Consider the following 20221-nt stretch of genomic DNA (forward strand, 5'->3'; position numbering starts at 1 on the left):
TGAATTAAAGCACGTCACCCCGCATGACGCCAAACCCATGTTACCGGTTCGTGCTTCTTTTCTGTCGTGTTGTTGTCTGTCCATGTTGCAGTGTCTTTGTGCGTTGGCTTGGTGGCTCTTTTGCAAAACTTGGTTTTAGCGTTAGCTTGTGCGGTTTTGCAAATGTGCCACCAAAAGCTTTGGCTAATATCTCATTTGTTTTAAAAACTCCTTTAATGTTATTGTCGTTATGCCGAAGCCTTTTGATTTAACTTGTAAACCGTTGTCAGATGTCAGCATAATTGGATTTTCATCTATGTATTTTAGTGCAACTGATAAAATAAAATTGTCAGGAGATTTTTTGTCAAAGTCGCTTGGGAGTAGAGTCAGGTCGGCTGTTTTCATCTTGATATTTCGTTTGTCAAAACTGTCATTGATTTGTTTGATTGCCTTTTGAACGTTTTTCTTTTGTTCTTCAGATAGCGTAACTTTCAATTTGTCTAACTCGTCAATGACTTTTGCCGATAAAATCACTTGATACCTCTTGTCAATTTTTGAAATGATGTCGGGATAATCAACAAATACATTAGTGTCAATGATGTAAATATTTTCTTTGTCCTTTTTGATTTCCTTTTTCGGCTTTTCAAATTTTGAAAGGTCTATTGTGCCAAGAACTTTTAAACCAACATTGCTTTCTTTTTCCGTTTTTGCTTGAGTAGTTTCTGTATTTACTTTTTCAACTGGGTCTTGTTTAGCTTCATTAATGTTTGCAATAGTCAAACCGTCAAATTGAATGTAAAATGAAAATTCTTCATCAAGTTTTTGAAGATAGGTTTTTACTTCATTGTCAATTTGAGAACGTGTTAAAGCACCCTTGTCCGTGATAATAAGTGTGTGTCGTTTTGAGCGACTTGTTGCCACATTGAAAAGTCGGTTTTCTAATGAACGATGATAACTTGAATTCGGAACAACAAAAATTGTCACATCTGTAGTCAAACCCTGAACTCTTGAAACCGTTTCAATCAACAAATTATTATGATAGCCGATTGTTTGAAAAATTGCTTTTTGTAATGCTTTTGTAGTTTCTACAAAGTATGTCAATACAGAAATATGTAATTTTTCGTTCGTTTCGAATAAGTGTTTTACAATTTCTGTTGCGAGTTTTAAAGCATTGGTTGGTTTGAACTCGCCTGCTTTTAAATCAGTTTTTATTAAAGTCGGCCCACCTTTTGGATTGAAGAGCCTTCCAAAATCAATGTCCATTTCCGAATAAGAAAGGCGAATATCTTTTTTAGCTCTTGAATTCAAACTGTCTTTATAGAAAAAACCTGAATACTTTGCTGCTCTGTCCGTCAGACGATGTGTTTCAGTTAGCTGAAATATTGGCATAGATGCTGTTTCAGAAAGTGCTTTTAAGCCATCAACCAATGCACCGTAATTTTTACGACTCACTTTATCATCGCTTAATGAAACAACAGGCGGTAACTGTCTTGTGTCGCCAATCCAAATATTTTTCTTTCCTAAAAGTTTTGCACCACCAAACATTCCAAGTAAGGCTTGGCTTGCTTCATCAACAATAACATAGTCAAAAGGTGGCTCATTAAAAGTTTTTGCCGCTTGTCCGCTGGTAATGAAAAACGTTGATAGAATTAAATTGTAAGGTTGCGGACTAACTTCTTTTGTTTGCTGTAAATCTTTAAATGCTTTTGCTTCGTCAACCGAAAGTTTTGTCTTGAAAATCCGATTTTCTTCTAACAGTCCTTTCAATGCTGGTTTTTCAACTATTTCAATTAACGCTCTATTTGTTAATGCGGTTACTAATACAGATTTTCCCTGATTACAAAGTCGTTCGCAGATTTCAGCAATCAAATATGTTTTGCCCGTCCCTGGCGGACCTTGAATAATTAGACTATCCTGTAATCCCAATTGAGATAAAACAAAATCAGCAATGTTGCTTTTATTGTCAAGAAGTGATGGTGTCCAATCTGAAACTTGAAAATCTTGGTCAAGAATTCTATTTACAGATTCATTATTTTGGTTTAGAACAATACTTTGAAGATTAGCAATGTATTCAAATGGTGGTTTGTTTGGCCCCAAAAGAAGTATCATTCCTTCTGCTTCTTGTATGTGAATTGCAAATTCAAGTTCCACACCTCTGAAACCTGCAATGCTGAAATCTTTTTCGTTAGATGGCGTTTGCCAAATACAAACAATTTCAGAATAATTTGTTTTTTCTTTTATTAAATCGCCATAAGTTTTGTTCCCCCAATCTCTGTAATTTCTTAGTTCTTTTGGAACTGTAAAACAGTAAAGATATTCGCCTTGTCTTGGTATTCCTCTTGTGTTGGGGAATTTTAAAATCATTTCTCCGTCTTTGAACGTGAGAAATTGAGCAACAAACAGTTCTTCACGGTCTTGCAACAGAAAAAGGGCAGAAGTGTCTAACTTTTGCTTGTAGGCTTCTGTTTGTGCCCGAAGCTCTTCTTCTAAAAATTTTATATGTTCTTCTCGGCTGTAAATCATTAAAGCAAAAGGTTTTTATCATCAGCAGACAATTCTTTTGAACTTGAATTTCTTTCACTTAAACCAAATTGTTGTAGGTAATCTGTCGTGCTTTCGGGTGTCATGAATATAAAATGGGTGTAGGGTAAACCTTTAAAGAAGTTTGCAAGTATTTTCAAATTTGAAATAACGAATTGTTCCGTATTGAAACGCATGTGAAATTCGTCATTTATTCTTTGTAGGTCTGCAAGTGTCACGTTTCTTACTTTATTTCCTGCTGTCAGAACAAAAAGTTGAGAATCTTCTTCTGTTAATGCCAACCATTCAAGCGGTGTAAAATATATTCTTCCTGCCTTAACACTTTTAACAACAACCTTAATTAATTTACCATTTGGATTTTTTACTCCTTCAAGAATTGTGTATGTGATTTTATTTCTATTTTCAACGATAAATTTATTCCGTTCTAATGTTTCAAAAATAATCTCCTGTGCTTCTTCATTTATACTAATTCTTGTTTTAATCGAAGAATTATCCATTAAAACGCCAGCATCAGAGGGTTTAATTTCTTCTTCGGTAGCTGAAACTAATTTCTCTATGAAATTAGAAACAGCGGGCATATTTTCAACTTCTTGCTTATTAATATCAAATTTTGATTGAAGCCACTCTGAAATATCTTCGGGGTCAAGTTGCAAGAACAATCGTAATTCTTCTTGATACTTTTCAATTTGCAATGCTTTTGCAACGTGTTCAATAAGCGAATACATTGTTGTCGGACTTTTCCAATTCCCCGTGAAATACAATGTGTTTTCGTTTTCATCAAAATATGAATCGGGTTTTGAAATCACATGCTGTTTTCCATTATAGATATACGCTAATTCTAAACTCGCTGTATTAACTACTTTAAGGCTTTTGATTAAAGTTTTAAGTTTTTTGAAAATGCTATCAAATTCTTCTCCGCTTTTCTTTTCAACGATTGCAGACAAGTAAGGGCTTATCGAAAATAATTCGTTTTGTAACGAATCATTGGTTACAGTTTTATTCTTAATTAACTTGAACTCGGAAATAACAGTTACACCAAAAAGCGAAAGTAGTTCTTCAATATTTTCTTCATCTTTTAATTCATCAGGAAGAAACACTAATTCCAACTCACCTCCAAAGTTACTTGTAGTTCCTTTTAACCAAAATAATTCACTTGCATTTGCAAACGTTTCATTCTGACTTATAATTTTGTTTGTCTTTGCCCAATCCGAAATTTCTTGTTTTTCTTCTTTTGAGAAATTAGAAAGAGATGAAGCCAGTTTGGTATATATTAATGCTATCTTTTTCTTACCTGATATTTTTGAGGTTTCATCATTTTCATTTTTCTTTTTTTGATTCGCTATCTTTCCTAAAATTTCTAAATAGTCAGTAAGCTCTAAGTTCTTTTTGAAAGGTAATATTTTTCTCCATTCTTTTGTTAATGCCACATCACAATCAAACACTGGTAAATAATTGCCCGCTATTTCTATAATTTCCTTATTGTTTATAAATATTTCATTTGCCTTTAAGCAAACCTTTGTTGTTGCAGGAAATATTGGTGAATTGCTTATCATCCAATCGAAAAAATTTTCATCCAAATCCAATTTGTTTTGCCACGAGGCGAAACCTTTGTCATTATTAACTCGCATAAAAGGAATTTCTAAAGCTTTTAACCAAAAAAGCTTAGAAAATTCATAATTAAAAGCAAATTCTACTAGAGTGTAGGTGGTTAATTTATATGTTGTAATTGTGTTATGCCAAATAGTTCCGGAAGCAGCATTGTATTTTTGTGTAGAATTAGTCGCAAAAAATTGGGCAAAATCCTTGTACATACCTATTGCCTCACTATTAGAAAGTCTTAATTCTCTGAGTTCAACGTTCTCGCAAACGCCTAAGTACAAGAAAAATGTTTTCCATTCGCTAATTAAATCTTCGTTTTGTTTGTAGGTGCTTGAAACAAAAATTCCTTCGTCATTTACTTTTTCTAATCTCAAAGAAGGCTCATAGAAATCTGAAAGATAGCATTCTTTGGCTGCTTTAAACTCCCCTTTTGTAGAATATAGTTTTAAGTCTTGTAATTGGTCGTAATGCAATTCACTTAATAAACCTTTTTTATGCCGATTAAAAATGTATCTTGTTATATATAGATAATTATTTATATCAATACAGTTATCAATATTTCCGATAATCTCATTTTCAAGGTATGCTTCATCAGATGGTTCTTTAACGCCCAATAATTCAAGCCAACCTTTGATTTTGCTATGGGTCTCTATTTTTGGGTAAACTTCGCTATGAATAACCGCAACACCATCGCCAAACTCCGTTTTAAAATCAATAGAAGGGAAACAAACAGCTTGCGGGCTTTTCAGTTTTTTACCTTTTGCATAAATGAATGGAATTGATTTTAGTTTTTCGTTCCATTCTTTAGATTCGTCTTTTGCTGCTTTGCTATGGAAATATTCAATTAAAGAAAAATTTTCAGATGGTTGGTGATTCTTCTTGAATATGTCTGATAGGAAAAAATCTTCAAGGTTTTCCGTCTCAAAAAACATTGCACCAAATGAACGTAGTTTATCGGCTCGTTGAAGCTGTGAGTTTATCAACGAATCTGTTTTAAAATTTGTGTTTTCTTTTTGGTTTATAAAACCTATTACTGTTTCTGGTGATAAGAATGATAATTCAGAAAGCCCTATTTTGTCAATAACAATATCCGATATCTTTTTAAGTTTAGCATTTTTTGAAGGAATAAATGCTTTTTCCTTTACAGACTTTTCTAATGATTGGTTGAATGAAACTCTTAATTCATTATGAATTCCTCCAAATTTTGATGGAAGTAATTGTAGGATTTGAAATTTAAATTTGCTTTTCGAAAGAATTTCTAACCATTCAATAATTTTTTCGGCTGTAAGTTTAAATAGCCATTGATTCCAAACTCTGTCTTCGTGTAGTCCTTCTCTTGCTGCATTGGTAAGAAAACTTCCATTTATTAAAAATGGAAATTCAAAGTCCGAGACCTTGGTAGGCAAATAAGTAAAGATTAAACTTTCTTCGCTTTTGAGTGATTTTAATTTCCCTTCTTCAATTTTTGCGGCAAATGATAATTCTGTATACTCAGCTTCTTTTAATTTTTCAGGTGTTTTTTCATCCTGTCTTAATTCCTCTTTTGTGTCTTCGGGAATAGATATTTGCTCAAATGATTTTGTTAGCCACGAACTAATTTCTTTTCCGTCTTTATACAAAGTAGTTTCATTGAAAGCTATATCTTGGCTGATAATTTTCTTCTCAATCGAGGAAACCGGTTTGCCATTATACGATACTGAAATTTTTGAAACTCGTCTTAGGAATAGAAGTATTTGGCCATTACTAAGCAACTCGTTCAGTTCTTCGAGTAATTCTTCGGGCTTTTTAATTTCTATAGTGGTAGATACTGCATAGTTATTATCTAATATGCTTTTTTGAATTGAATCACTCAATTCGTTTAATTCTGACCAAATCGGAATTATTTGCCAAGGCAATTTTTGTTTATGAAATGATTTGTCAAACCGAAACTGATAGCCGTCCGAAAAGATTGTTACCCGCTCCGACTTTCCGAATACTGATTTAAAACCAATTCCTTTATAGCCTGTCTTTGTCGGGTCTGCACGCTTGGTGCTTGCACCTGCTCCAGTAAGTGAAATAATATCTTTTTCGTCAAAAGGTTTTCCGTTGTGAGAAACAATTAAACAATTTGGTAAAAAGTCAAAATGAATTTCGTTGTTTGTGTCCTTTGCTGCATCGTCAGCATTTTGTATAAGTTCAAATACAAATCGTTGGCTTTCAGAGTAAATGTCACTCGAAACTGTGTCCAATAAATTTGCAACCATTTCAGCTTGTCGTGGCGAACTGAAAGTTGAATTTTCTCTACATAATTCTTGGATAAAGGTTTTCTTACTCATTGTCTAATCAGGAAAATAGATTTTGTCTTGGGATGCGGGTAGGGCAAAAGCAAATGTGCTGCAACTGTGTCGGCTTGTGCGATGGGTTGCAGCTCTTTTGATTTTGCTGAAGCGTTGGCTTGTCTGTTCATTTGCTCTGTCGTTTTATTGTTGTCTGTGTCGTCTTTTAGCATGACCGGTAACGCTCAAATAGGCGAAACTCTCCTTCGCTTTATTTCCACAAATTCCTCGATTTCACCCGAAAATACAAACAATCAGTCAAATTGGCGAAATGCGTTTATCGTGACGGGTCAGTTTCGTTTATTGTTCCAGTTTGGTCGGCTTGTCGAAAGTTATAAAATGAGACTAAGATAAGAAGCAGGCATTTATTATCGGTCACCCCTTGTGCATATAATACGGACTCGCCTGCGCCAGCGGGGTCACTACGATATCATTCAGAACCACATGCCCCGGCCGGGTGGCGGCGAAATAGACGATGTCGGCGATGTCCTGGGCGGTGAGGGGCTTGTAGCCGGCGTAGGCTTGTTTGGCGCGTTCGGCGTCGCCTTTGAAGCGGACGAGCGAAAACTCGGTCTCCGCCGCGCCCGGACAGATCTGCGTGACCCGGATGCCGTGCGGGAGCATGTCGATCCGCATGGCCTCGGAAAGGGCGTTCACTGCGGCTTTGGTGGCGCAATAGACGTTGCCCCGCAAATAGGTCTGCTTCCCGGCGATCGACCCGATGTTGATGATGTGCCCCTGCCCGCGCTCCACCATTGTGGGCGCGATACAACGGAAAACGTTCAGCAGGCCTTTCACGTTGGTGTCGAGCATCACGTCCCAGTCGGCAAAGTCGCCTTCCTGGATCGTGCTCAGCCCCGAGGCCAGTCCGGCATTGTTCACCAGCAGGTCTACCCACTTCCATTCGTGCGGCAGGTTCCTGATCGCCTGTACCACGGCTTCGCGATCGCGTACGTCGAAGGGCAGGGTGAGCACGTCGGCTCCGTAGTCGTTCCGCAACTCGGTGGCCAGTGCCTCCAGCCGGTCCTGCCGCCGTCCGTTAAGAATGAGCCGCCACGCGTGCTGCGCAAAGGTGTAGGCAATGGCTTTTCCGAAGCCGGCCGTCGCGCCGGTGATGAAGATCGTTTTCATGGTTTACGCGTTGACGCGGTTCAGCCGGCTGTTCCGGTAACTGAACCCGAAATAAATGACCAATCCCGCCAGCAGCCAGATCCCGAAGCCGATCCAGTTCGACAGGCCCAACTCGCTCATCATGTACAGGCAACAGACGAGTCCCAGCAAAGGGATCAGCGAAAAGCGATGACGGAAGGCCAGCACCGCCAGCGCCAGGCAACTGATCAGGAAGATCCAGCTCGGGATCTTGTGCTTGAACACCTCCCAGCCTTCGACCTGCTTCTTCTGCTGTGGCAGCGGTGCCTGCGCGAGCAGGGCGCCGTACGCGGCTTCGTCGAGACCGGAGACGTACGCGTCCAGGTCGCCGCCCGCGGCGCTGAGATTCGCGCTGTCGGTGCGGGCAACGTAAGCGCCTACTTCCGTGGCTTCGTCCTTGCTCAGCCCGGCTACGAACTCGTTTGCCGGGACCAGTTGCGCGTCGTTGCGCAGGAAACGGAACGCTTCATCCTTGTAAACCGTGAACGACACCACCAGCCCGAGCAGCAACAGGCCGGGGAAGGCGTACTGCGCGTTCACATACGGGGTGCGGAAGGAGCCTTTGGGTTTGTCGGGCAATAACTCGAGCCGCAACACCCCGGCACACACCAGCACGAAGGCGAACAGGGTGCCGATGCTGCACAGGTCGGTCACCATGGTGAGGTTCATGAACAGGGCCGGCACGGCCACCACGAAGCCGGTGACGATGGTGGCAAACGAAGGCGTACGGAATTTCGGGTGGATGGTCGAGAATTTCTTGGGCAACAAACCGTCGCGGCTCATGCTCATCCAGATGCGCGGCTGTCCGAGCTGGAACACGAGCAGCACGCTCGCCATGGCCACGATCGCGCTCACGGCGATGATGCCCGAGAGCCAGTGCAGGTTCAGCTTCTGGAACACGAAGGCCAGCGGGTCGCCCACGGCCAGTTCGTGGTACGGGACCATGCCGGTGAGCACCAGCGCGATCGCCACGTAGAGGATCGTGCAGAGGATGATGGACCACATCATGCCCCTGGGCAGGTCGCGCTGCGGGTTCTTGCATTCTTCCGCCGTGGTGCTGATGGCGTCGAAACCGATGTACGCGAAGAACACAGCCGACACGCCTTTCAACACCCCGCCGATGCCGTTGGGGAGAAAGGGATTCCAGTTGTCGCTGTTCACGTAGAAGACGCCCACGGCGATCACGAGCAACACGATGATGAGCTTGATCGCGACCATCGTATTGCCGGCGTTCTTCGACTCGCGGATGCCGCGGTACACCAGCCAGGTGATCAGCACGATGATGAGCAGGGCGGGAAGGTCGGCGACGAGGTGCAGACCGAGCAGGGTGGGAGCGCCCGTCCAGGCGCTGTGCGCAGCCTGCAGGGGCGCGTCGAGGTTCGCGAAGCTTTTTCCGGAATGCAGAAAGGCTTCGGCCTGCCGGTAGCCTCTCGAGGCGGTGAGGTAGTCCATTGTCATCCACTCGGGCAAATGGATGTTCATGCCGGCCAGCAGTCCGGTGAAGTAGTCGGACCAGGAGATCGCCACGGTGATGTTCCCGATAGCGTATTCCATGATCAGCGCCCAGCCGATGATCCAGGCGACGACCTCGCCGAAGGCGACGTAGCTGTATGTATAAGCGGAGCCGGAAACGGGCACGATCGAGGCGAACTCGGCATAGGCGAAGGCCGCGAAGCCGCAGGCTACGGCGGTGAAGAGAAACAGCAGGATCACACCCGGACCGCCGTTCGCGCTGGCGTTCCCGATCGTGCTGAAGATTCCGGCGCCGATGATGGCCGCGATGCCCAGCGCGGTCAGGTCGCGCACACCCAGGTGCTTCGACAACTGATGCCCGTCACCGGCAGGCCCCGCTTCCGCTTCCCGTAAAATATTCCCGACAGATTTTTTTCGAAATAGATCCATAAAAGTCGTGTGGACTTGTTCTTTCAAATATAGGTTTTATTGCAGTCGTTGCGGATGCTTGCAGAAAGCGATCCGCGTTCATCCGCCAAGTCCGCGGAATCCGCGTGCAATCACTTCGAAACCCGCCGCCCCCAAACAGAACTAAATGCCACCAGCACGAAGAACAGGAACGGCATGCCCACGACCTTGTACCGCACCATGGCTCCCAGGATCGGCGTGATCAATCCGATGAGGCTGTAGAGCAGCAGCACGTAGATCCCGGCGAATAGCACGAAGCTCAAAGCCGTCGGTTCCACCCGCCGCGGCCTTGCCAGCAAGACCAGCATCAGCACGAGCAGAAGCGCATTCTCGATCGCCGAAGCCATCACCAGCAGATTCCCGTGCGCGTCGAACACTGTCGGCCGCAACAAAGTCGTCAGGAAACCCAGCGGCGCGTGCGCGGCCAGGCTCCAGCCCGTCGCATAGAACTCCGGCGCCCGGATCACGCTCTTCGCTTTGGTCATCTCCGCCAGCACGTAGAAGTTCTGTTGTTTGTAGTAGATGATGTCGGCCAGCTTATACGCCGGAACGATCCGGTGCAGGTTGAATGCCAACACAAAGAATACTCCATACACCGCCCCGAAGCGCAGCAAAGCTCCGCCCAGCGACTTCCCCCGGCTCATCCACCAGGCGATCAGTCCGGGCGTGATGGTGACGATCACATAGAACTTCGTGAACAACAACAACAGGAAACTGATACCGAAGAGCGCCAGTCGCGACCAGCGTCGGTCGCCCAGCATCAGTTGGCGATACACATACACCAGCGTTCCCAGGGCGAAGAGCAGGAGCCCGTCCTTCAGCAATCCCGATCCCCAGAACACGACCGACGGCAGGAGGAAAGTCGTCACGAACAGGATACGGCCGCGACCGGGCAGGGTGGACGTGAAGCTGCGGTAGAGTCCGGTGAGTCCGGTCAGCGAGAGGAAATTGATGAACACCACGTGCACGTAGTAATTCCCCAGCGAGAAAAACCGGAAGAACGTATTCAGCCGGATGATGGTCTTGTTGTCGTTGAACAGCACGTCCTTGTTCAGCCAGGCGTTCATCGACTCGTAATAATGCCGTAGCTCCGGATCGTTGCCGGCGATGCCGGTGAACATGCGGAAAAAATCCCAGGGCCGCTCGGTCAGCGCCGAGAACAGGATGCCGCTATCGTCGAAGAACTTGAACGTATCGGAGGTCGTCCGGTCGGTGTAGTGATAAGTGTACAGCCACCCCAGGACGCAACCCGCCAGCACCTTCAACAGAAACACCCCCTGGAACCAACGCACCGATACACCCGTCGCAGCGAAAAACCCGCTCCTCCCGATCAGCCAGACAAACAGGGCCACGTACCCCGGGACAAGCGCGTAGGTTAGCATCGTGGGTAAAGTTAGGAAATGACGTGGGCAAAAGTGTTCCGGGTTCCGAGTTCCGAGTTACTTGAAAAAGGGAGGAGGCTTGCCTGCCGGAGCTTTAGCGAAGGCAGGGACGAGGGAGGAGAAAGAGGAGGGTGGCGGAATGAGTCGGATTATTTCACCGGAGCAATAAAGGGGTATCAGGATCAAGCTTGCAAAATTCCCCCGATGAGTCAATAGGACTTTCGTATTCAAAGGATTAGTCGCCCCAAGCAGCAGGCAGGCCGCTTTTAACTTTCAACCTTCAACCTTCAACTTTCAACTTTCAACCAACCCGGAACCTAAAACCTAGTTGCTACCTTTGCCTCCAAACCACCCCACCCATGTCCGAAACACTCGAGCAGGCAGTGACTGTGGAAACGGCCAAAGAACTGGGCCTGCTTCCGGAGGAATTCGATAAGATCAAGGAATACCTGGGCCGTACGCCCAACTTCACCGAACTCAGTATCTATTCGGTGATGTGGAGCGAACACTGCTCCTACAAGAACTCCATCGTCTGGCTCAAGACGCTGCCGAAAGACGGACCGCATATGCTCGTACAGGCCGGTGCGGAGAATGCCGGTCTGGTTGCCATCGGCGACGGACTCGCCTGCGCCTTCAAGATCGAATCGCATAACCATCCTTCCGCCATTGAACCCTACCAGGGCGCAGCAACGGGTGTGGGCGGCATCAACCGCGACATCTTTACCATGGGCGCCCGCCCGGTGGCGCAGCTCAACAGCTTGCGCTTCGGTAACCTGTCGCTCGACAAGACCCGCTGGCTGCTGCGCGGCGTCGTGAAAGGCATCGGCGACTACGGCAACGCCTTCGGCGTACCGACGGTCGGCGGTGAACTCTTCTTCGACGACTGCTACAACATCAACCCGCTCGTGAATGCCATGTCGGCGGGCATCGTGGAAGTCGGCAAGACGATCTCCGCTACTTCCTACGGCGTCGGCAACCCGGTGTACATCGTCGGTTCCGCCACGGGCAAGGACGGTATCCACGGCGCCACCTTCGCTTCGGGCGACCTGCACGAAGATTCCGCCGAAGACCTGCCGTCTGTACAGGTCGGTGATCCGTTCACCGAAAAACTGCTGCTCGAAGCCAGCCTCGAGGTGATCGCCTCCGGCGCGGTGGTCGGCATGCAGGACATGGGCGCGGCGGGCATCATCTGCTCAACCAGCGAGATGTCGGCCAAGGGTAAGCACGGCATGGTCATCCACCTCGACAAGGTACCGACCCGGCAGAAGCACATGCAGGCCTGGGAGATTCTCCTCAGCGAATCCCAGGAGCGGATGCTCATCGTCGTCAAGCGCGGCCGGGAACCCGAGGTGCGCAAGATCTTTGACAAGTGGGACCTCAACTGCGTGCAGATCGGAGAAGTGACCTCCGGCACGCAGCTCAAGTTCTTCATGGACGGCGAAATGGTCGCCGACGTCCCCGCCGATTCACTCGTGCTGGGTGGCGGCGCTCCGGTCTATCACCGCGAGTATTCGGTGCCGAGTTATTTTTACGAGAACAAGCGCTTCCGCATCGACGAGATCGAAGAGCCGGAAGACCTGCGCGAAGTCGGACAGTTCCTGCTCCGCCACCCCAACATCGCCTCGCGCCGCTGGGTGTACCGGCAGTACGACTCGATGGTCGGCACGGTGAACATGAGCACCAACGCGCCTTCCGACGCCGCGATCGTCAACCTCAAGCGTTCCGACAAAGCCCTCGCCCTTACAGTCGATTGCAATAGCCGCTACGTGCACGCCGACCCCGAACAGGGCTGCGCCATCGCCGTGGCCGAAGCCGCGCGCAACATCGTCTGCTCCGGCGGAGAACCTTCCGCCATCACCAACTGCCTCAACTTCGGCAATCCGTACAACAAGGAAGTGTACTGGCAGTTCGTCAACGCCATCAAGGGCATGGGCAAGGCCTGCCGGAAGTTCCAGACACCCGTCACCGGCGGGAACGTGAGCTTCTACAACCAGAGCTCCGACGAAGGACCGGTCTTCCCGACGCCGACGATCGGCATGCTCGGCGTGTTGCAGAGCAAGTCGCACCGCATGACGCTCGACTTCAAGCGCGCGGGCGACAGCATCTTCCTCATCGGCGAATCGGTGAACGACATCAACAGCTCCGAGTACCTGTATAGCTGGCACAAGCGCAAGAACACCCCCGCGCCGCACTTCGACCTCGACACCGAGTATGCCGTGCAACAGGTCGTGAAGCAGCTCATCCGCAAAGGCCTCGTAGCCTCGGCGCACGACGTATCCGACGGCGGCCTCTTCATCGCCCTGGCTGAATCGGGTTTCCCCAACAACCTCGGCTTCAGCATCGAGACCGATTTCGACTGCCGCGCCGACGCCTTCCTCTTCGGCGAAGCCCAGAGCCGCGTGGTCGTCAGCGTCAACGAACAACACATCGACGCCTTCGTCGACTACCTCTCCACCGTCAACAACGTCACCTGGTCCAACCTCGGCACCGTCACCGAAGGCGAAGTCCTCATCGACGAACAATCCTGGGGCAGCATCGGCGAGATGAAAGCGGAGTATGAGACGGTTATTGAGAAGATGATGAATGTCGAGTGAGGTTTAGGGTTCCGGGTTCCCAGCCTTCGCTAAAGCTACGGCTGGCAGGCGTGTTCCGAGTTGGTTGAAAGTTGAAAGTTGAAAGTTGAAGGTTGAACGGATTAACGTTCAAACGTTACAACGTTTAAACGTTCCAACGTTCCAACGTTCCAACGTTGGAATGCGATCCTAACTCCAGCCCCGGAGGGGCGTAGTGGGGTTCCGTGTTCCGAGTTCCGTGTTCCGCGTTGGTTGAATGTTGAAAGTTGAAGGTTGAACGGATTAACGTTCAAACGTTCAAGCGTTACAACGTTTAAACGTTACTACGTTCAAACGTTCCAACGTTCCAACGTTGGAATGCGATCCTCACCCCAGCCCCGGAGGGGCGTAACACAGCTCCATCAAGGCACGCCCGACTGACCCGGCATCGCCAGCACAGTCGATCAAGGCCGTAAGTTCAAACGTTCAAACGTTACAACGTTCAAACGTTACAACGTTCCAACGTTGGAATGCGATCCTCACCCCAGCCCCGGAGGGGCCCAACACGCTTGCTAGTCCAAACACCAAAATCCCCCAGCCCCGGAGGGGCGTAACACAGCTCCATCAAGGCACGCCCGACTGACCCGGCATCGCCAGCACAGTCGATCAAGGCCGTAAGTTCAAACGTTCAAACGTTACAACGTTCAAACGTTACAACGTTCCAACGTTGGAATGCGATCCTCACCCCAGCCCCGGAGGGGCGTAGTGGGGTTCCGTGTTCCGCGTTGGTTGAATGTTGAAAGTTGAAGGTTGAACGGATTAACGTTCAAACGTTCAAGCGTTACAACGTTTAAACGTTACAGCGTTTCAACGTTACAACGTTACAACGTTCAAACGTTCCAACGTTCCAACGTTGGAATGCGATCCTCACCCCAGCCCCGGAGGGGCCCAACACGCTTGCTAATCCAATCACCAATATCCCCCAGCCCCGGAGGGGCGTAACACAGCTACATCAAGGCACGCCCGACTGACCCGGCATCGCCAGCACAGTCGATCAAGGCCGTAAGTTCAAACGTTCAAACGTTACAACGTTCCAACGTTGGAATGCGATCCTCACCCCAGCCCCGGAGGGGCCCAACACGCTTGCTAGTCCAAATACCAAAATCCCCCAGCCCCGGAGGGGCGTAACACAGCTCCATCAAGGCAAGCCCGACCGACCCGGCATCGCCAGCACAGTCGATCAAGGCCGTAAGTTCAAACGTTCAAACGTTACAACGTTCAAACGTTCCAACGTTCCAACGTCTCGCTCCTCGGTCTCGGTCTCGTCCCTCGTCCCTCGTCCCTCGCCCCTCGCCCCACGCCCCTCGTCCCTCTCACTCAATCTCCACCACAAACAAAACCTCCACATCCGTTTCGCCCAATGCGCAGTCGCCGTTCTTGATGCCGGGTTGGTGGTGTAGGGTAACGTTCATGGTGCCGGAACCGGCGCTGGTGGTGATCCAGGTCGATTGCAGTCCGATCGGGAGGTTGTTGCCATCACGGTCGGTGACGGTAACCGACGCGCTGCTGCCCGATGGCGTGAAACAGAAGAGGTGGTCGTCGGCTTCTTCGAGCACTTCGTTGGAGATCGTGTCGACCGGTGAGGCCGTTTCGTTGAGCAGGAGAATCGTTGCGAAGTAGGTACAGTTGCTGTCGAGCCGGATGGTGTCGAAGCGGTCGTAGGCCACACCGCCCGGACCGTCGGGATCGCGGAACTCGGCGGTGCGTACATCGGCCGTGTTCGCCGAATCGGTGAAGGTGATGCGCAGCGTCGTGATGACTTCCGATTCGTTGGCAGGAGGGGCGGGTGAGGAAACTTCGTTTTCGTCCTTCTTGCAGGATTGTAATGCGAGTAAGGAGAAGGCACCTATGGTCAGGAGTTGATGGAGTTTCATGGAGTTGGATTATTCGGTGGTTGGTGTTTCCGCTTTTGTCAACGCGAGCGGGATGCGTAGCCGCAGGACGATGTTGCGTCCCATGGCATCGGTGTAATACCGGAACCGGTCGAGGTAATCGCGGTAGACGGTGTCGAGCAGGTTACTCAGGCCGAGTCCTACGACGATCTTCTGGCGATTCAGGTTCAGGGTGGTGGAAGCTTCGAATCGCAACAACAGGTAATCCGCCGGCGGCGCAACGAAGTCGCTGTTATCGGGTACCCGTGTTTGTCGCGCTACATACTGCGCGGCGATGCTCACACTATTGTCGCGGAACCGCGGACGAGCCGACGGAAGGAAACTCACTTCCAGTTCCGCGCGGTCGGCAGGCATCATCACCAGCCATTCCGCGGCGTTCAGGTTGCGCGCCCGCAGCAGGGACGCTTTTCCGCTGAGCTGCAAGCGCCGCAGCGGACGATACCGTACCTGCGCGTCCAGGCCTTTCAGCAGCGCGTCGGTCTGCCGGTAGCGGAAGGTGGGGAACGCGCCCTGGATCGTCAGCGTCGGTGGTAACTCGGGCCGCAGGTAGATGAAGTCGCGGATCGGGTTGTAGTACACCGACACTTCCGCCTGCAGGCGTTCGTCGCGTTGATAGCGCGCGGAGAGGATCGTGTTCAGCGCCTTTTCCGTCAGCAGTCCGGGATCGCCGTACTCGATCGCCGCGGCGCCGTGATGCAGGCCGGAGGCGTACAACTCCGCCACCGATGGCGCGCGCCAGGCCGTGCCCGCGTTGAAGCTGAGCGTGAAGCTGCTGTCGGGTTTCCAGATCGCCCCGATAGTGCCCGATACGTTGCCAAAAGTGCGTTCCGGATTCGTCAGCGTATAACCGCCGTTCGCGTACACCCAGCGGTAGGCGCTGAGCTGTTGCGCGTCGTAGCGTACGCCGAATTCCAGTTCGACCTTCGGTTGCTTGTAGCGTTCGATCCAGAAAGCGCCGTTGCGCGCGTTCTCGAAGTTGGGAATGAAGAGGCGGCCTTCCGTGGTGTTGGCCTGCCACAGCCTGCTGAACCCGATGCTGCCGGTGAAGCCGTGGAAACGATGGTGTTCCCACACCACGTCCGCCGTATGCGAGGTGATCTCGAATTGCAGTTGCGGCAGGTTCAATCCCGCGAGCGAATCGTTCAACGGCAGGTGCTTGTCGAATTCGTAGCGGAGGTTGTACTGCCGTGCGCCGGTCACACTCAGCTTGCCCGCGTTACCCGTCAGCCACCAGGCGCCGACTTTGAACAACTCGTGTTCGATGCGCTGGTACGGACGACCGATCGTGTACGTAAAACCCGCCGATTCGAGCGGTCGCTCGCTGTCGAACGCCCGTTGCAGGTCGGTCAGGTTGCCGATGTGCGAAGCGGAGAAGATCCCCAGCGTCGTGTTGAACTGCGAGTAGAAGACTTCGGCGCCATAGCGTTCTTTCTTCCATCCGAGCGCGCCGGAGAAATCGGCTTCTTCTAGACCGGTGTTTTTCAGAAAGTAATCCGGCGCTTCCACATTGCCGGCTTTCTTCAGCGTACCCTGCGCGCGCCACGAGAGCGCCGGCAGGAAGGCGTGGTTGCCTTCGATCCTTCCGGACACGGTGCCGCTGCGGCCGTTGCTCGCGCCTACGAGGCTGAGTTCGCCTTCCAGTCCGGGTGTGTCGCGCAGCGGTTTCGGTTGCGCGATCACCACCCCGGCAATGGCGTCGGGGCCGTAGCGTACCCCGGCCGCGCCTTTCACCACACTCAGCTCGCTGGCGACGAACGGGTCCACTTCCGGCGCGTGTTCGCTGCCCCACTGCTGGCTCTCCTGGCGAACGCCGTTGTTCAGCACCAGCACGCGGTTGCTGTGCAGGCCGTGGATCACCGGCTTGGCGATCGAGTTGCCGGTGTTCAGGCTCGTCACCCCGCTGATGCTCTTCAGCGACTCGCCCAGCGAGAGGCCGCGGCTGCGGTCGAGCTCCTGTTCGCTGAGGCTGTTGGCGGCCTGGGTCGGACGATCCGCGATGCGCGTCGAGGAGATCCGCACCGCGCGCAGCTCTTCGGTATGGTGCTCCGGGTGGAAGTCGACCCGCGTAGCGCCCGCCACGCGCACGACCTGCAGCAGGTCGTCGCAGCCCACGTGTGTGACCCGTACCGTATAGGAGCCGTCGCACAGCCCGTCGATGCGATAACGGCCGCTGCTGTCGGAGAGGGCGCTTTGCCCGGTCTCTTTGATATAGATCGCGGCATATTCCAGCCGCGTGCGGTCGTGGTCGTCGAGCACGCTGCCCGAGAGCGAGCCGGTACAGGCTTGCGCGAACAGGAACGCGGGGCGCATCAGCAGAAAACTGCCAATGAGCAAAAGGTGCAGTCGTTTCACGATTGCAGGTTAAGGCGATGCACGTTCGCTATGAAGTGAACGCATCGGTGGTGATGAAAGAAGAAGGGAAGGATCCGCCGCAGGCGGAAAAGCGATCAGGCCAGGGGAGGCGCCCGAAGCTGGAAAAAGTACGGTGGTTCAACGAGGACCGAAGTCGTCAGCGGAGGAATGCCGATCGTGGACGCGACCACACACAGGCACTGCAACGGAATCGCGGAAAACTCGGCGGTGCCCGTCAGCGTGAAATCACAGACTTCGCAGTGATGTTCCTCCTCGTGTAAGTGATACTGGGAAACCGTGTTACAATGAACATCGCCGGCATGCGAAAGCTCATGCAGGGTCTTCTCCGCTAGCGGGTACAGGAATACCAGCAGGAAAAAAACACTCAGAACCGACCGACCGAAGCGCTTCATGGGAAGGTTGCAAAGATACAAAGCGGCGGTTAGTAAAGTATGAAGGGGATTTGGAGTAGGAAACGGTTTGTATTTGGTTGCAAGTTGAAGGTTGCAGGTTGCAGGTTGAAAGAAGGAAGTTGAAAGATGAAAGTTGGAAATTGAATGTTTTTCGGCTTTCGTTTAAAATCAGGCGGTTTCGCAAATTGAGCCGCGTCCCGTCGCCAGTCAGCGGTTTTCTCTCCAGAATAGTCGCCCCACTACCAGTCAAACGATCAGCCTGCAACCTTCAACTTTCAACTTTCAACCTTCACGTTACAACGTTTAAACGAAAAAATCAGCTTCCCGGCGGCGCATAATCCGGCACGCGGTTCTTCACCGGCTTGGTCGACTTCAGGAAGGCGAAGATCGCCTGCAGGTCGTCCTCGTGCAGGTTGCGGAAGTTCGGCCAGGGCATCGGTGGCATGAGCGGTCGGGTGTTGTCCATGCCTTTGTATTTGCCTTCGGTCATCGCCTTCTTGAACTGCTCGTAGCTCCAGTTGCCGATACCGGTTTCGTCGGAAGTCAGGTTCGCGGCGTAGGTCTTACCCCAGGGGCCGTGCGTAGTCGTGAGTTGCATGGACATCAGCACCCAGCCGTTGGCGAACACGTTCGTATCGGAGGGGCCAAGCGGCATATCGGCCGGGTGGCCCGACAGGCGGCGCGAAGTGTCGGGTTCGGGACCCATCGGGCCCATCACTTTGGGGCTGTGGCAGTCGTCGCAGCCCATGATGCCGACGAGGTAGCGTCCGCGTTCCACCTTGGCGTTCTCGTCGACGGTTTCCGTGGTTTTCTTGTCGCCCTCGGGAGCAGGCGAGGAGCAGGCGATCGCGCCGGCCAGCGCGGCGGCGATGCCCAGCAGGCTCAGGGTTTTGTGGGAGGTCATAAAGGGGATTTGGTTTGCGGGCGAATGTAAAATATTTCATTCACCTCGCCCATACGACAAAAGGCTCAACCGGCAGAATCAACCGATGAAACGTATCAGCGGCGGGATGAAAATATTCTGGTGTACTGTACATGAGTGGACGGGTGGTGGTGGAGTGACCGCCGTTAGTGCCTTATTCGTGATGGCACGCGGATCCCGCGGATAACTGTCCGCGCAAATCCGCAACATCCGCGTGATCCGCGTGCCATCGAACAGTAGCTGCCACCACCACCGTCCATGTCCTCCCCAACCTCGGCGCCGACTGCTGCGTGCCATGGGATTTAATTCAATTGATCAGGAGCGGAACATTCCTCTCCGTATCACCACCCGTCCCGTGTTCGCTCGTCATGTCGGCGTATGACTGCTTAGAAACGATAGTGCTTGCCGAACTCACCCGGGGCTAGCCTGGAGCGTTGGTGTTTCATGCAGCCAAGTCGTGGAACGTCTCATTGCTGACGATACCGCAAGCCTCCATGTCAATAGACGCCCGATTGTTCTGACTCTTTGCCAGTTCGGAATATTCGTTAACCCCTTCGAATAAGGTGTTAATCAAATTTCTAATTGACCAAATCGTTTTTTTTTCGCAATTTTTAGATTTTATTAATGCTTTATGTATTGGAAAAAGGCCTTGTTCGAATTCACGCAGAATCAACTTGATTATTCCATTGCATTGGAATTGTCAGAGAGTAGCTTGCTGTCCTATTACCGGCGGAAGGGCGAATCACCGGATCTCATCGGGACATTGGCTAATGCCTGTAAAATTGCCTGCGAAAATGTAGGATTTAAGGGTTTTCAAATTTCATTATGGGATGGTACCAATTGGTATCAAGTGCAATTACGAGATAATCGAAATGCGGGATCGGATAGGTTCGACGCTGCAAGCAATCTGTGCATGCAACGAACTGCCGCAATGGAAAGAGTAAACCAATTGACCAAAAAGGAATATTGGCTTTTGAAAGCAATTGCGAACGGTAAAAGTATCCGAAGTATCTGCCAGGAGGGCGCCATTGCTCTAAATACCTTTAAAGTCCATCGGAAAAGCCTGTTCAGAAAACTGGGAATCAAAAGCAGCGCCCAGCTACGCGAATGGGTCGCCAGGTATCTTTTGGAATAGAAAAGTTATG

General features: G+C 50.2%; 12 protein-coding genes. 2 read left to right on the plus strand and 10 right to left on the minus strand.

Annotated elements, in window-relative coordinates:
- Nucleotides 1–183: 183 nt before the first annotated feature.
- The 6 genes from IPJ96_05965 to IPJ96_05990 all read right to left on the minus strand — a co-directional run bounded on the left by IPJ96_05965 (nt 184) and on the right by IPJ96_05990 (nt 10885).
- Nucleotides 184–2088, minus strand: a complete 1905-nt coding sequence (locus tag IPJ96_05965; protein ID MBK7909896.1) for an AAA family ATPase — start codon at nt 2086–2088, stop codon at nt 184–186.
- A gap of 413 nt (nt 2089–2501) precedes the next feature.
- Nucleotides 2502–6434: a hypothetical protein gene (locus IPJ96_05970; protein MBK7909897.1), complete on the minus strand. Its 3933-nt coding sequence runs from the start codon at nt 6432–6434 to the stop codon at nt 2502–2504.
- Entirely contained in the window at nt 6431–6607 is a 177-nt protein-coding gene (locus tag IPJ96_05975; protein MBK7909898.1) for a hypothetical protein, read from the minus strand. The genes IPJ96_05970 and IPJ96_05975 overlap by 4 nt, the downstream gene beginning before the upstream one ends.
- 202 nt (nt 6608–6809) lie before the next feature.
- A complete protein-coding gene (locus IPJ96_05980) occupies nt 6810–7565 on the minus strand; it encodes an SDR family NAD(P)-dependent oxidoreductase (GenBank protein ID MBK7909899.1) in 756 nt (251 codons plus the stop codon).
- A gap of 3 nt (nt 7566–7568) precedes the next feature.
- Nucleotides 7569–9485 carry an amino acid permease gene (locus IPJ96_05985; GenBank protein MBK7909900.1) on the minus strand — a complete coding sequence of 639 codons (1917 nt, stop codon included), beginning with the start codon at nt 9483–9485 and terminating at the stop codon, nt 7569–7571.
- Nucleotides 9486–9595: 110 nt separating this feature from the next.
- On the minus strand, nt 9596–10885 hold the full coding sequence (locus tag IPJ96_05990) for a hypothetical protein (GenBank protein MBK7909901.1): 1290 nt from the start codon (nt 10883–10885) through the stop codon (nt 9596–9598).
- Nucleotides 10886–11244: 359 nt separating this feature from the next.
- Between IPJ96_05990 and purL the strand changes: the two genes are divergently transcribed.
- On the plus strand, nt 11245–13479 hold the full coding sequence (gene purL, locus IPJ96_05995) for a phosphoribosylformylglycinamidine synthase subunit PurL (protein ID MBK7909902.1): 2235 nt from the start codon (nt 11245–11247) through the stop codon (nt 13477–13479).
- Nucleotides 13480–14810: 1331 nt separating this feature from the next.
- Here the strand turns inward: purL and IPJ96_06000 are convergent.
- From IPJ96_06000 to IPJ96_06015, 4 genes are all read right to left on the minus strand, one after another.
- Complete coding sequence (locus IPJ96_06000; protein MBK7909903.1) at nt 14811–15371, minus strand: hypothetical protein; 561 nt, start codon at nt 15369–15371, stop codon at nt 14811–14813.
- A gap of 9 nt (nt 15372–15380) precedes the next feature.
- Complete coding sequence (locus tag IPJ96_06005; protein MBK7909904.1) at nt 15381–17741, minus strand: TonB-dependent receptor; 2361 nt, start codon at nt 17739–17741, stop codon at nt 15381–15383.
- A 95-nt stretch (nt 17742–17836) separates the two neighbouring features.
- Nucleotides 17837–18154 carry a hypothetical protein gene (locus tag IPJ96_06010; GenBank protein MBK7909905.1) on the minus strand — a complete coding sequence of 106 codons (318 nt, stop codon included), beginning with the start codon at nt 18152–18154 and terminating at the stop codon, nt 17837–17839.
- A gap of 316 nt (nt 18155–18470) precedes the next feature.
- Complete coding sequence (locus IPJ96_06015) at nt 18471–19058, minus strand: diheme cytochrome c-553 (protein MBK7909906.1); 588 nt, start codon at nt 19056–19058, stop codon at nt 18471–18473.
- Between the two features lie 649 nt (nt 19059–19707).
- Between IPJ96_06015 and IPJ96_06020 the strand changes: the two genes are divergently transcribed.
- On the plus strand, nt 19708–20211 hold the full coding sequence (locus IPJ96_06020) for a helix-turn-helix transcriptional regulator (protein ID MBK7909907.1): 504 nt from the start codon (nt 19708–19710) through the stop codon (nt 20209–20211).
- The last annotated feature ends 10 nt before the right edge of the window (nt 20212–20221 follow it).

Source organism: Bacteroidota bacterium, from assembly GCA_016713765.1.
In the GTDB taxonomy this organism is placed as follows: Bacteria; Bacteroidota; Bacteroidia; order AKYH767-A; family 2013-40CM-41-45; genus Pollutiaquabacter; species Pollutiaquabacter aromativorans.

Bases quoted from the DNA above. Each gene is read 5' to 3' on its own strand.
- IPJ96_05965 (MBK7909896.1), bottom strand. From the start codon at position 2,088: ATGATACTTCTTTTGGGGCCAAACAAACCACCATTTGAATACATTGCT.
- IPJ96_05970 (MBK7909897.1), bottom strand. From the start codon at position 6,434: ATGAGTAAGAAAACCTTTATCCAAGAATTATGTAGAGAAAATTCAACT.
- IPJ96_05975 (MBK7909898.1), bottom strand. From the start codon at position 6,607: ATGCTAAAAGACGACACAGACAACAATAAAACGACAGAGCAAATGAAC.
- IPJ96_05980 (MBK7909899.1), bottom strand. From the start codon at position 7,565: ATGAAAACGATCTTCATCACCGGCGCGACGGCCGGCTTCGGAAAAGCC.
- IPJ96_05985 (MBK7909900.1), bottom strand. From the start codon at position 9,485: ATGGATCTATTTCGAAAAAAATCTGTCGGGAATATTTTACGGGAAGCG.
- IPJ96_05990 (MBK7909901.1), bottom strand. From the start codon at position 10,885: ATGCTAACCTACGCGCTTGTCCCGGGGTACGTGGCCCTGTTTGTCTGG.
- purL (MBK7909902.1), top strand. From the start codon at position 11,245: ATGTCCGAAACACTCGAGCAGGCAGTGACTGTGGAAACGGCCAAAGAA.
- IPJ96_06000 (MBK7909903.1), bottom strand. From the start codon at position 15,371: ATGAAACTCCATCAACTCCTGACCATAGGTGCCTTCTCCTTACTCGCA.
- IPJ96_06010 (MBK7909905.1), bottom strand. From the start codon at position 18,154: ATGAAGCGCTTCGGTCGGTCGGTTCTGAGTGTTTTTTTCCTGCTGGTA.
- IPJ96_06015 (MBK7909906.1), bottom strand. From the start codon at position 19,058: ATGACCTCCCACAAAACCCTGAGCCTGCTGGGCATCGCCGCCGCGCTG.
- IPJ96_06020 (MBK7909907.1), top strand. From the start codon at position 19,708: ATGTATTGGAAAAAGGCCTTGTTCGAATTCACGCAGAATCAACTTGAT.